General features: G+C 45.8%; 9 protein-coding genes and 1 tRNA gene. All 10 read left to right on the top strand.

The genetic code is table 11. The features are described from left to right. Positions 1 to 258 precede the first annotated feature (258 nt). The 10 genes from AB4111_RS07770 (at position 259) to pheS (ending at position 13,419) form a co-directional block, all read left to right on the top strand. A complete protein-coding gene (locus AB4111_RS07770; RefSeq protein ID WP_017689649.1) occupies positions 259 to 675 on the top strand; it encodes a hypothetical protein in 417 nt (138 codons plus the stop codon). A 450-nt stretch (positions 676 to 1,125) separates the two neighbouring features. Then, entirely contained in the window at positions 1,126 to 2,232 is a 1,107-nt protein-coding gene (locus tag AB4111_RS07765; RefSeq protein ID WP_253432742.1) for a PAS domain-containing sensor histidine kinase, read from the top strand. Positions 2,233 to 2,353: 121 nt separating this feature from the next. Further along, complete coding sequence (locus tag AB4111_RS07760) at positions 2,354 to 3,319, top strand: AAA family ATPase (protein WP_442031050.1); 966 nt, start codon at positions 2,354 to 2,356, stop codon at positions 3,317 to 3,319. A gap of 4 nt (positions 3,320 to 3,323) precedes the next feature. Next, positions 3,324 to 4,439, top strand: coding sequence for a DUF58 domain-containing protein (locus AB4111_RS07755; RefSeq protein WP_442031049.1), 1,116 nt, complete (start codon positions 3,324 to 3,326; stop codon positions 4,437 to 4,439). Beyond that, positions 4,436 to 5,749, top strand: coding sequence for a DUF4129 domain-containing protein (locus tag AB4111_RS07750; RefSeq protein WP_442031048.1), 1,314 nt, complete (start codon positions 4,436 to 4,438; stop codon positions 5,747 to 5,749). Before AB4111_RS07755 ends, AB4111_RS07750 begins: the two co-directional genes overlap by 4 nt. Before the next feature lie 83 nt (positions 5,750 to 5,832). Beyond that, complete coding sequence (locus tag AB4111_RS07745; RefSeq protein ID WP_442031047.1) at positions 5,833 to 6,789, top strand: aldolase catalytic domain-containing protein; 957 nt, start codon at positions 5,833 to 5,835, stop codon at positions 6,787 to 6,789. Positions 6,790 to 7,078: 289 nt separating this feature from the next. Then, positions 7,079 to 9,205, top strand: coding sequence for a bifunctional diguanylate cyclase/phosphodiesterase (locus AB4111_RS07740; protein WP_442031046.1), 2,127 nt, complete (start codon positions 7,079 to 7,081; stop codon positions 9,203 to 9,205). A gap of 275 nt (positions 9,206 to 9,480) precedes the next feature. After that, positions 9,481 to 9,551: transfer RNA gene (locus tag AB4111_RS07735), tRNA-Gly, on the top strand. 530 nt (positions 9,552 to 10,081) lie between these two features. Further along, complete coding sequence (gene abc-f / locus AB4111_RS07730) at positions 10,082 to 11,974, top strand: ribosomal protection-like ABC-F family protein (RefSeq protein ID WP_442031045.1); 1,893 nt, start codon at positions 10,082 to 10,084, stop codon at positions 11,972 to 11,974. A 410-nt stretch (positions 11,975 to 12,384) separates the two neighbouring features. Further along, entirely contained in the window at positions 12,385 to 13,419 is a 1,035-nt protein-coding gene (gene pheS, locus AB4111_RS07725) for a phenylalanine--tRNA ligase subunit alpha (RefSeq protein WP_442031044.1), read from the top strand. Positions 13,420 to 13,502: the final 83 nt, after the last annotated feature.

Below are 13,502 nucleotides of genomic sequence, written 5' to 3'. Positions count from 1 at the left end.
CAAAAGTGTTTGAACAAGCAGTCAAGCGTGTTAATAATATATTAGAAGAAAGTCTTCTTTTTATCTGCTGAAAGAGGAATTGATGGCCTTTAAGGCGAATAGGGTATGGAAACCCGGTAAATATTCCGGTGCTCTGCATTTATAATCTGTACATGAATGTGATACACTGATGGAACTACCTTTTCGGAAGTGCTGGAAGTGTACGGGATTGAATTTTAACAAAAAAGTCCCGGCACGTAATAAGGAGGGTGAACAAAAATGAGTTACTGTTGTGGGGCAAGTATGGTTGGAACGAAGGGCACGCTGAAGCATTACCGCACCCAGGTTCATAATGTTCCCCTGCTGTTTTGCCCGGTGTGTCACCGGGTTGAGGTACATTATAAAGTGGAAAACGAATACGAAATTCTGGCTGAATATGCGCATGGAGACGGTGCATCCGAGATCGACTTTCAAGATTATGTTACAGAAGATGAGGATGCCATTTTCGAAAACTGTGTAAACCGTGAGAGCGAGGATGCCATGGTCATTGTACAGCGCCAGATTGATATGGCTCTGGATTTGCTCAGGCTTGCCAAAGAAACCAAAGACGAGAAGTGGGAAAGCGAACTTAAACGTCGATTAGCTGTAATGAGTCAGCGCAGACTGAAAATTCAGCATAATAAGACCGGACTATAGATGATTTCGGATATATCACAATTTAAAGATATTAAAAACGAAGCTGATTTGCCCCTTGGGTGAAACGGCTTCGTTTTTGTGCTTTGTTTCTGGAACTAATTCGAGGTTTTTTTTAAAATAATTTCCATTCGACACTTTCTCCGATTGACTCTCTTCTATAAACTTGTCTATGATAAAAGCAGACTTGCAAAAGAGGCGGAGCAAAAAATGTTCGTGTTTGGGAATAGGAGAAGGTCAGAATGGAACAAACGTATATGATTTTCCGGATCGACTGTTGGTTACCGGGAATAGACCAGCTTGAGTTCCGGACATGCCATCCATATTTTCGGCGCTCAGCCCCCCAACGAAAGGGCACCGGTAATGAAAAATAAAATCGGCCCTTCCTGTTTCTGTGATGATATGATGTCCGAATGGCAAGTTTATCATTTACGTGAAAAGGAGGAACCTGACATGATTAGTGAATTTCAGGATACAGTGCCTCAACCAACGGATGGATTCCCGCCTGTGCATCTGGATAACAACAAGTACGAGAATGTACTGGAACATCTGGATAGCGGTATTATGTTGTTTGACAGTCACGGTGTATTGACGTTTATTAACGTTCAGATGGCAAAGTTGTTGGAACTTCCGAGAAGTCTGTTGAGCGGCTGCACCCTGATGCAAATGCTGCATCATCCGCAGATGAGCCGATTCAAGAAAAAGAAAATTTTACGTATTTATCGGGAAACCATTTTTCACCGTAAGCGCTATCATGAGTTGATCGATGAATACGGAAGGCATTGGCTGGTTACTGTGACGTACGGTGATCAGATGGATGGGGACTTTTTGTTCAGCGTCAAAGATGTATCTGATTATAAACAAATTGAACAGACCGCTTATCAAAATGACAAACTTGCGATGCTGGGGCGGATTTCAGCATCTATTGCTCATGAAATTCGTAATCCGTTGACTGCAATCCGTGGGTTCATCCAATTGCTCAGGCCCCATTTGCTACAGCTCGGCAAAGATGAGTACGCGCGGATCATATTGACGGAGATTGATCGGGCGAACGACATCATCTACGAATTTTTGAATTCTTCCAAACCGTCGGCTCCACAGAAGACCGTGATGTCCGTTGACTCTTTACTCAAAGAGGTGGTCTTGCTGACAGAAAGCGAAGGTTTGATGAAGGGATGCGAGATCATACTGGATGAAGGGGATGCCCCGCTGAATGTGTCCATTGATGTCAAACAGATTAAGCAGGTTATTTTGAATATGGTGAAAAATGCAATGGATGCCATTGAGGAAGTCGGCGAAGAACATACCGGTCTAATTCGAATATCTACTGCCACGGAAAACAAGTTCGTGCAGATCTCCATCGCGGATAACGGTCATGGGATGGACCATAACACGCTTGTACGTCTGTTTGACCCATTCTTCACAACCAAGGAGAGCGGAACGGGGCTTGGACTCTCGGTGAGTTACCGAATCATCAAGAACCATGGAGGCACCATCTCTGTGGATAGCAAAAAAGGCGAAGGTACGCGGTTTATGATTATGTTACCTTTGGTATTTTGAGAAGAGCGGGGAGTCAAGGAGTCGGCCATTTGCCGACTCCTTTGTTTTATGTTGCCAATTAGGGTTATAGTTAGTAATGAATGCGAATACATAAGCTCCATAACGGAAGGATGAGATGCAGATGGAAATCCAGGGAATGGAACGAATGAATCAACAATTGATGGATCACGTGGGGAAAGTGATTGTGGGAAAAGAGCATACCATAGAGCTGGTGATGACAGCGATTATAGCGTCAGGACATGTGCTGCTGGAGGATGTACCGGGTACCGGAAAAACGATGCTCGCCAAATCGGTAGCCTCTTCATTGGACTGCACATTCCAACGGATACAGTTTACACCAGACTTGCTGCCCTCTGACTTAACAGGAATTCATTTTTTTAATCAAAAAGAAGGTGATTTTGAATTCAGACCTGGGCCCTTGTTCGCCAATCTTGTACTAGCCGATGAAATTAACCGGGCTACACCGCGTACGCAATCAAGCTTGCTGGAGTGCATGGAAGAGCGCCAGATCAGTATCGACGGCTCAACGAGACAACTGGAACGGCCATTTATCGTTATTGCCACCCAGAACCCCGTAGATAATCAGGGAACTTTTCCGCTACCTGAGGCTCAGATGGATCGTTTTATGATGAAAATTCGCATGGGTTATCCAAGCAGTGAAGAGAGTGTAGAAATTTTGAGACGTACGGCAGCCAGCCGTTCTGTTGATGATCTCACAGCAGTGATCAGTCGCGAAGAACTTTTAAAGGCTCAGGATACGCATAAAACAGTGCAAATCAACGAAGATTTGCTACGATATATCATTCAGTTAACCGAAGCGACAAGGCAACATCCCGAGCTCTCGCTTGGCGTAAGTCCACGAGGGGCTCAGGCATTACTCAAGGCAAGTCAGGCTTGGGCTGCACTGCATGGCAGAGACTTTGTTTTGCCGGATGATATTAAAGTTCTGGCGGAACCTGTGCTCGCCCACCGACTTGTATTTCGTAACCGGATTAGACAACAAGAGGGCTTGGCGGAGCGTATCATCCAGGAACTTCTGAATCAGACAGAAGTGCCTACGGAGAATCTCGCTACAAGCGGGCGTTAATCTTATGGCATTATTATGGCTTGTCCTTGTTGGAGGCATTGTCGTTGTTATACATGGTGTGTGGTTCGGACGACCTGCACTGCGAAAGCTCAAGTACAGCAGACAATTCAGCAAGCTGCGTTGTTACGCTGGAGATGAACTTGAGATGGTGGAGACGATATCGAATGAGAAACGAGTCTCCGTACCTTGGCTCAGACTTGAATCGATGATGCCTGTGTCGTTTGTATTTCGTTCCGGCTCAGGTATGGATATTAGCCAAGGCGAAATCTATCAGAACCATAAGAGTATTTTTACGTTGAAACCGTTTACTCGTATTACGCGCAAACATCCTTTTGCATGTACTCAGCGTGGGATTTATCCATTAAATACAGCAACGATGACAGGTGGGGATCTCTTTGGCGTGTGGCGTTCCACCAAACCGATTCCTTTGCAAATGTCTATGGTCGTGTATCCTTCATTAGTGAATGCAGAGGATCTTCCTGCAATTTATCAAGTATGGCAGGGAGAAGTGGAAGTATCACGATGGATCGTTGAAGATCCTTTCTTAATTCTGGGTGTTCGGCCTTATGGCGCAGGCGACCCCATGAATCGTATTCACTGGAAAGCGAGTGCACGTACAGGTGAATTACAAGTCTACAAGCAGGGATGGACAGCTGATCCGCAATCCTGGATTGTAGTCAATATTCAGGAATCTGCAGATATGTGGAGTGTTGTCACTCGACCGGAAAAGATTGAACGGGCACTCCGTTACGCTGCCACGGCTGCAGTAGATGCCATTGGTAGAGGGTTGCCGGCAGGCTTCGCCCATAATGGTTATCATGTGGGTGGAGGCCGCGATACACTTCGGATTGAGCCAGATTATGGCACACCCCATCTGGAAAGAATACTAGAAGCTATGGCTGAGACAGAACTGAAATGCATGGTGCCGATGGAGCAATTCCTGAATGATGAAGTACGACTGAATGAAGAAGCACAGCAAATCCGCAGCTATCTGCTGATTACATCCTATGTATCTGCTGCTATGGAGCACGAGATTGCACGTTTGCACGAGCAAGGACATCGTGTGACGATTCTCCCGGTAGAAGACGTAAAGGGTAATATGAAGGCGGTGAGTGCATGAGGAACAGACAGGCAGCAACGACCAAGGGACTCATAGCGATGCTTGCCGTCCTGATGGCTGGTATATACCTATTTCCGATGCTTACGCTCGCTTCATTCTATGCCATGGAACATTTGCCGTACACATTATTCATCCTGGTTGTTCTCGTGGGTTGGTTGGGACAATTCATTCAGCATAAAATTCCGGGTTTTAGCGAGAAAAGTACATTTATTCGTGGAGTAACGGCACTCGTCGTAGGATTTTTCTTCGGACTCGTTGTTGGAATGAGCCTCATTCTCCCGTTGCCGGATATCATCACATTGGTACTGTGTGGAGTCATCTCGGCTTATGCAGGTCTGACCTTCCAGCCAGTCTTTCATTCTGTATTGTTATGGCGCTTGCAGATTATGGGTGTAATCAGTGCGATCGTGCTTACGATTGCTTCGAACCCGTTGGAATTCATGCAGCCGATACGTGTCTATACCCCATGGATCTATATTGCGGGAGTGATCAGCTTTGCCTTTTGGCTGGTTGGACGATATATGCTGCAACTGGATCAGGCAATGCTCAATGATGGCAAGAGAAGATTGGTTTTACGAGATTTTGCACGTGCGAATCATCAGCGGTTTATGTGGATGTTTATTGTCATCGTCGCGATCGGTGCTTTCCCAAGTCTGGCTGCCTGGTTGGGGCCGCTACGTGACCGCTTGCTCGCATGGATCAGGGGATGGTTTGGTCCGATTTCCGGCGAGGAGCCACGATTGCCAATGGACACCCCCAATCAGCCGCTAAATCTCCCGAATGACTGGAGAGAGCCCCCATCCGAGCCCTCTGTGTTCTGGAATATTCTGGGGTGGGTAGTGATGTGTGCTGTAGCAGGAGCAATCCTGTGGCTGCTTCTGAGATTGGGACGAAGAACGATAAACAGACTTATGGACCGATTCAAGGGAATGTTACAACCTGGTGAAAAGAAGGCGGAACCACGAACAGAGTATATCGATGTGAGTGAGACGCTTGATGCGCCAGCAAAAGTTCGGAAGAATTGGTTTCGGAGAAAAGAAGTGGTACCTGCACAGGATGCTGAACGTGTTCGGTATTACTATCGGACTTGGATTGACAGAGCTGCTCATCGAGGAGTGGGAATACAAGGGACGCACACTCCGCTCGAGGCTGCACAGACCATTATTCAGAATGGTGTGAAGCTAGAAGAAGATGAGCTGTCTGCAAGACTGCCAGATACGTATAACAGCGTGAGGTATGGAGGAAAGGTTCCAGATGGTTCAGATATGATTGAGATTGATCGAATCTGGAAATCTTATCGAAGTAAATAAGTCCGGAATCCCTTTACTTTTCTTGTCACGTTCAAGTATCATGAGAGGAATACACAAGTTGGTCAGAAAAGGAGCAGACATTAATGAAGACAAATCATTGCAAAATTGTAGATTGTACGATCCGTGATGGCGGATTGGTGAATAATTGGGACTTTAGCGTGGACTTTGTTCAACAGTTGTATGCTGGGTTGAATGAAGCTGGCGTTGATTATATGGAAATTGGATACAAAAACTCTCCGAAGTTACTAAAAGGTGCCGAGGAAGCAGGACCATGGCGTTTTCTGAATGATGATTTCTTGCGTAAAGTTATTCCTCAAAAAGGCAATACCAAACTGTCTGCACTGGTTGACGTTGGACGTGTGGACGAGAATGATATCTTGCCTCGCAGCGAGAGCATGCTGGATCTGATCCGGGTTGCCTGCTACAGCAAAGATGTAGATAAGGCGCTCGCGCTGGTTCAAACATTCCATGATCGTGGATATGAAACTACACTTAATATTATGGCACTCTCTAATGTCATGGAGAATGAGTTGCTGGAAGCATTTGAATTGATCAAAGAAAGTGCTGTAGATGTTGTCTACATTGTAGATTCTTACGGTAGTCTGGATCATAATGATGTGAAATACCTGGTAGAGAAGTTCAAGACTCATTTGCCTAACAAACGTCTTGGTGTTCACACACATAATAATATGCAGCTTGCGTTTTCTAACACATTGGTTGCGGCGGAACTCGGCGTTGAGCTGCTTGATGCTTCTGTGTATGGTATGGGACGTGCGGCAGGAAACTGTCCAACCGAATTGCTGGTAGCTCATCTGAAGGGAACAAAATACAATCTGCGTCCAGTACTTGGTGTATTGGAACAGTTGATGGTTCCACTGAGAGAAAAAGAAGAATGGGGTTACATTCTGCCTTACATGATTACAGGTGCGTTGGACGAGCATCCACGTTCAGCGATGGCGATTCGCTCAACGGAAGACAAGGATAAGGTTGTTGATTTCTATGATAAATTAACAACACCAGAAGTGAATTTTGATAAGTAATATAGTCTGAAATACAGTTGCAAATTAGAAGAACATGGACTCTAACTGGAGATCCATGTTTTTTTAGTTCTTAATGCCTTGTTTTTCTCTATATTTATGAATAAATATTCCTAGGAGTGACTATTTTTTAGTTCACGTATGTAGAATTAAATGTTATTATGTACCAGATAGCATGTGTATGCATGTGAATTGAACGTTGGTTAATATGTTTTTTGTCGAATCATGTAATAAGCTGTTAAGTTTGGTTAATGTAATTCAGGATAGGTGATCCCGGGAAGGAAAACACGGCATGAAGGTTAATCTGCAAGATCAGAGAAAAATAAGTTGGGTCGCTGTTTGCGGCTTATTGTGTTTCCTCGCAAGTCAATGGTTTCGTTCTTCTTCAAGCTCTGATCTGATCATATCGGGTTACCCGGTTTTGACACTCTTGGGTGGATTCGCTGCGGCAGCGGCTTGTATCGGCATCTATAATCAAAGCTGGTTGTTCCGGACACAGAAGCTAACTCTTCGGAGGACATTATTGACAACACTCTTTTTATTGATTGGTATGTTTGAACTGGTTCATATCGTTTCATTTGCAGAAGAGATTCCAAATGGAGCCATGATGGAATCGGAGTTCTCCTTAATGATGTCAACCATGGGATCCTTGGTATGTTCAGTAGGTTTGCTGCTCGTGTATACCGTAAATGAGAAAGAAATTGCATTACCACGCAAATTTTTACTGTTCAGTGGGACATTGGGTACCTTTGTTATTTTGTACATACTGGCTATTCAGGAATGGAGTATGTTGCCGAGTATGCTTGATGGGGATGTGCTTGGTGGAATCTTCACCCGAGTTCATTTTATGGTCGGATTGCTCTATGGCATTATTGCAGTTCTTTTATTCGTACAATGGAAAAAAACCAAAGATGGTGACCTACCAACCATACTATGTGGCATTCTGTGTTTCTTTTTTGGTGAATGTTATTTTGTTTCAGCAACTGGGGTGAATGATCTCAATCTGCTGTTAGGATTGTTGAGTAATTGTATGGCCTATTTTTTCATTCAAAAAGGACTGTATACGTCCGTAGTGGACACGCCTTTCCTGCAACAGCAGGTCGCGGAAGCCAAGATGAACTATATTGCTCATCATGATGATGTAACAGGACTTCCAAATCGTCGTCGTCTTTCACAACAGTTGAAAAAGATGATGGATGATGCCGTGGTGGAGGAACAGCTTGTTGGTGTGCTGGTCCTGAATATTAATCGGTTCAAGACCATTAATGATTCGCTCGGACAGCAAGCAGCTAACCGGGTTTTGCGTCAGGTAGGTCAACGACTGAAACATTCGTCACTTCCAGGAGAAGAAGTCTTTGGATTGGGAAGAGATGAGTTTGCATTGACGATGAGGGATTTTAGTTCAACTGATACAGCGTTGCGTCGGACAAGATCCATTCTGCAACTTTTTGAGAAGCCGGTCTTGGTTGATGGCAATGAGTATCATCTTACACTTGGAATCGGGATGGCTATTTTCCCGCATGATGGTGAGTCGCCCCAGGAGATTATTCAGAATGCGGATACGGCTCTGCACAGTGCCAAGGAACAAGGAATGGAACTGAATCGTTTTGCCCATGCGATGCAGATGAAGGCACAGGAGCGTTTGCAGCTTGAGAATGATCTGCGCAAGGCGTTGGATCGAGGTCAGTTCTACCTGGTCTACCAGCCGCAGGTTAATCTGCAAAGCGGTCTAATCGTGGGTATGGAAGCATTGGTTCGTTGGCAGCATCCGCAGCGAGGCTCGGTATCTCCGGCGGAATTTATTCCTCTGGCAGAAGAAAGTGGGCTCATTGTGCCTCTTGGCGAATGGGTGCTTCGTGAAGCGTGTGCACAGAACAAACAGTGGCAGGAAGCCGGTTATCGTAAGCTGTGTGTTTCGGTGAATCTGTCGATGAGACAATTTAGGCATTCCCACTTGTTGGACAATATCAATGGCATTCTCAAGGAGACCGGACTAGAACCTGTATGGCTTGAACTGGAGATTACAGAGAGCATGACATTTGACAAAGACCGATCCTTCGAACAGTTGCGCAAAATCAAAGAAATTGGTGTGCATATCAGTATAGATGATTTTGGAACGGGATACAGCTCGTTGCACTATCTGAAGGATCTGCCGATTGATCGGCTCAAGATTGACCGTTCATTTGTTAATGAAGTCATGGAGGACAGCAATAACGCTGCGATTGTATCTACCATCACTTCAATGGCGCATCATTTACAATTGAAAGTGACTGCGGAGGGCGTGGAGAACGAAGACCAGATGATCTTTCTTCGCAATCAGCACTGTCACGAGGCTCAGGGTTATTTCTTCAGCAAACCGATTAAAGCCGCTGAATTTGAAAAGCAGTTTTTGAGAGATGTGGATAAGCCCACAGGATAGGGAACAGCGGGGGCGCGAGGGTGCTCCTGCTTTTTTTAGATAATGGAATTTATACGTTTTCAGCGGAGCTGAACAATTCGATTATCGCAAGAAAATCTTCAGCTAAATGCGGTCTGTCTTCTGTGAAAGTACGTCGATAGATGTTTTTCTTAGATAGATGTGTAATGAAAAAAATGGAAATACGACTTGCATGCTATTGAGGATCATGGTATATTATTATTTGTAAAATCACTGTTAACTTCTGAACGGAACTTAACAATTAAACCTTCATTCATGCGGGTGTAGTTCAATGGTAGAACTTTAGCCTTCCAAGCTAATAGCGTGGGTTCGATTCCCATCACCCGCTTAACGAAGCAGTACCGGAGTCCTTGCGATGCAAGGGCTTTTTTTCTGTCTTAAAAGAAACTTTTGGAATAAAAACTTTTGAATAAAAGCAATCAGAAGGCTGCATTGTCATCGGATTGGCGAGTAGTAAGAATTCTTGAGATTAATTTATATAACCTTTGCTTTTTTACAATGATCTGGTACAATAACGGAGAAATTGATACTACACATGAATGAGAGGTAACCATACGTCCCATGAAGTAAAACACATGAATTGACCCCAGTTAACTGCAGACAGTTTTATGACGCAGTCAGCCAGAGCGGCTGAGCAATGAGGGGATTCGTGTGTCCAAATTCAGCTATGGGAAAAGGTATGGAACAAGTAAGCCTTTGAGGTTTACGAGTACCCTTTGTTTGGGGTTTCTTTGTTCATGCCGTAGCTTACCTTAGATCTGTCTTTGAATGCTTGATCCAACCCTGAATTGCCAAACCGCCGGCTGATGCCAGCGGTTTTTTTGTTTAGCAAAAAGGATGCAGGAAGGATGAGGCCTCATGATGACATTGGTACGCTTACATGAAGTATCAAAAGAATGGAACGGCATTGAATTGTTTACAGGATTGAATCTGGAGATTAATGAGGGCGAACGACTCGCTATTCTGGGTCGCAATGGATGCGGCAAGACGACATTATTACGCATCATTTTGGGTGAAGAGCATGGTGGTGGACGGATTGAACGTCATATCCCGCAGCAGGAATGGGGGTTTATGCGCCAGCGCTCGGAGATTGAGACGGGTATGAATGTACTGGATGCGGTCCGGCGTGAGAGCGGTCAGATCTATGAAGTGAAACGGAACTTGGAAGAACTGGAACAACGTTTGAGCAGTAGCACAGAAGCTGATGATGAGCTGCTTGCAGCCTATACGCAAGTGATGGAGCAATATGAACAGCTGAACGGTTATATGTGGGAAACTGAGGTAGAGAAGGTACTGACACGCCTTGGATTATCCGCAGAGCATTGGAACAGATCCTATCATTCCTTGAGCGGTGGACAAAAAACAAAGGCGCGTTTGGCGGGACTGCTTGTCAGCAAGCCCAAATTCCTGATCCTGGATGAACCGACGAATCATCTGGATGAGGGGAGCATGCGCTGGCTTGAAGAGTGGTTATCCTCATATGAAGGCACGCTGTTATTTGTATCTCACGATCGAACCTTTATTGATCAGGTAGCATCAGGAGTCATTGAGTTCAGTACAGATGCCCTGACCAAATATAAAGGCGGATACTCTGAATACAAGGTCCACAAAGAGCGTGAATTACGGGAACAGGAAACGATCTACCGCAGGCAGGAGTTGGAGCGTAAGGCGCTGGAAGAAACGATTCGTAACTACCAGGAATGGTTCCATAAAGCGCATAATTCAGCGACCGATGTGGAGGTGAAGATCACCCAGAGCTTCTACAAGGCCAAAGCCAACAAAAATATTTCACGTTACCATGCGAAACAAAAACAGCTGGAACGTTTGGAGCGGGAACGGGTCGATAAACCTCGTGAAGCTGCAAAGTTGAACATGGAATTGCAGATGAATCCACTGGCTGCACGCCAGCTTCTCGCGCTGGAAGAGGTGAGTTTTTCATATACGGGGAACGAGCCAGTGCTTCGCAACCTTCGAATCACTGTTGAACGTGGAGATCGACTTGCCGCACGGGGTCCTAACGGAACGGGCAAGACGACACTGCTGAAGTTGATGATTGGAGAGCTGGAACCTTCGCAGGGCAAGGTCACACGGCATCCACAGCTGAGAATCGGATACTTTTCACAGGAGCTGGAAGGGCTTCCCGAGAATCTAACGCTTCTTGATAGTTTGCTTACCCTTCCATCCATGACTCAAAGTGCGGCACGTACCATTCTGGGATGTTTCCTGTTTTCCAGGGATGATGTGTTCAAGCGTATTGGGGATTTGAGCATGGGGGAAAAGTGCAGAGTGGCATTTTTGAGATTGTATTTTGGCGGAGCGAATCTGCTGGTGCTGGACGAACCGACGAACTATCTGGACATCGATACCCAAGAAGTCATGGAGAATGTATTAAAACAGGCTTCAGGTGCTTTGGTGCTTGTATCTCATGACCGGATGCTGACGAAGACACTCGCGAATCGATTGTGCGATCTGGAAGCTGGGGGCACAGCAACCCTGTTTGAAGGAGGCGTGTCGGATTGGGAGCAGTCCAGCAAACTTCGGGAGCATGCGCTGGAGACACGGGAATCCGATGACGAGCGGTTGCGATTGGAGATGCGCCTGTCGGAGTTGCTATCTCCTGTGAGCACTGCTGGAAAAGACAGTCTAACACAGCCCGAGCATTGGAATGAGCGAGCAGTCGAGACAACTGAGATTCGGGAAATCCAGCAGCGCCTAAAACAATTGAAAGATAAAGGTGCAAGCATAAATTAGAACATGGACGGCTTGCTATTTCGATTTATTTTGCATATAATTATGAACGATCATCGATGATTATATCGATATGGGTAAACTAAGCAAACGTGATGATGGAGACAAGTAAGCAGTGCCTCTGGACAGGGAGGAAGCGCCGTAGATTGAGAGCGTTTCTGTAGAACAAGGCTGCCGAAATTCACTCCGAAGCGGTTCCCTGAACCTGTTTGTGTGCAGACACAGAGGCAACAGTAGGGGCAAACGGTTAACGGTCGTTATTCCGTACAAAGTGAGACAGAACCAGTTGCAGGCCAAAAGGGCCACGCAGCAATGGATGTCTAACAAGGGTGGTACCACGGTCTTTTCGTCCCTTCAGGGGAGAGAAGGCCTTTTTTTGTTGCAAAAACACCACAAAAAGGGGGCAATTACACATGAAAGAACGTTTAGAGGCATTGAAGATCGAAGCGCTGGAGCAGTTGTCTGGTGTGAATGATCCGCAGACGCTCGGTGATCTGCGTGTAAAGTATTTGGGGAAAAAGGGTGCATTAACTGAAATTTTGCGCGGTATGGGTGCACTTAGTGCGGAGGAACGTCCAGTTATTGGTCAAGTAGCCAATGATGTTCGGGCTGCCATTGAGGAAGTCATCGACAGCAAGCAGAATCAGTTCCAGAAGGAAGAGACGGCGAAGCGTCTGCAATCCGAGAAGATTGATGTGACTTTGCCAGGACGTCGTGGACGTCAAGGCGGACTGCATCCACTGACGAAAGTGGTACAGGAGATCGAAGATATTTTCATCGGCATGGGATACCGTGTAGCGGAAGGTCCTGAAGTCGAAATGGATTATTACAACTTTGAAGCATTGAACTTGCCGAAGAATCACCCGGCGCGCGATATGCAGGATTCCTTCTATGTTACAGAAGACTTGTTGATGCGTACTCATACGTCTCCGGTTCAAGTACGTACCATGCAGAGTATGAAGGGCGAAGTGCCTGTCAAAGTCATCTGCCCAGGTAAAGTATACCGCCGTGATGACGACGATGCGACGCACTCTTTCCAATTCAACCAGGTTGAAGGATTGGTCATTAGCGAAAACATTCGTATGAGCGATCTGAAAGGAACCCTGCTGCAATTCGTGCGCGAAATGTTCGGTTCCCACACGGAAATTCGTCTGCGTCCAAGCTTCTTCCCGTTCACGGAGCCAAGTGCGGAAGTGGATGTAACTTGTGTACAATGTGGCGGCAGCGGCTGTCGGGTATGTAAGCAAACCGGCTGGCTCGAAATTTTGGGCGGCGGTATGGTTCACCCGAAAGTGCTGGAAATGGGCGGCTACGATCCGGAGAAATACAGCGGTTTTGCATTCGGAATGGGCGTAGAACGTATCGCGATGTTGAAGTATGGTGTCGATGATATCCGTCACTTCTACAATAGCGATCTGACCTTCTTGAAGCAATTCGGACGGCTGTAACCAACAATACAATGGATCAACAGTTATAGAGCAAACGTTATGAACCGGGAATACCAATTTATAGATGAAGGAAGTGAACGTCC

Origin of the sequence: Paenibacillus sp. 2KB_22 (assembly GCF_052115745.1) — a bacterium.
Lineage (GTDB): Bacteria > Bacillota > Bacilli > Paenibacillales > Paenibacillaceae > Paenibacillus.
The sequence above is the reverse complement of the archived record's forward strand: the minus strand, read 5'-3'. Positions and strand labels throughout refer to the sequence as shown.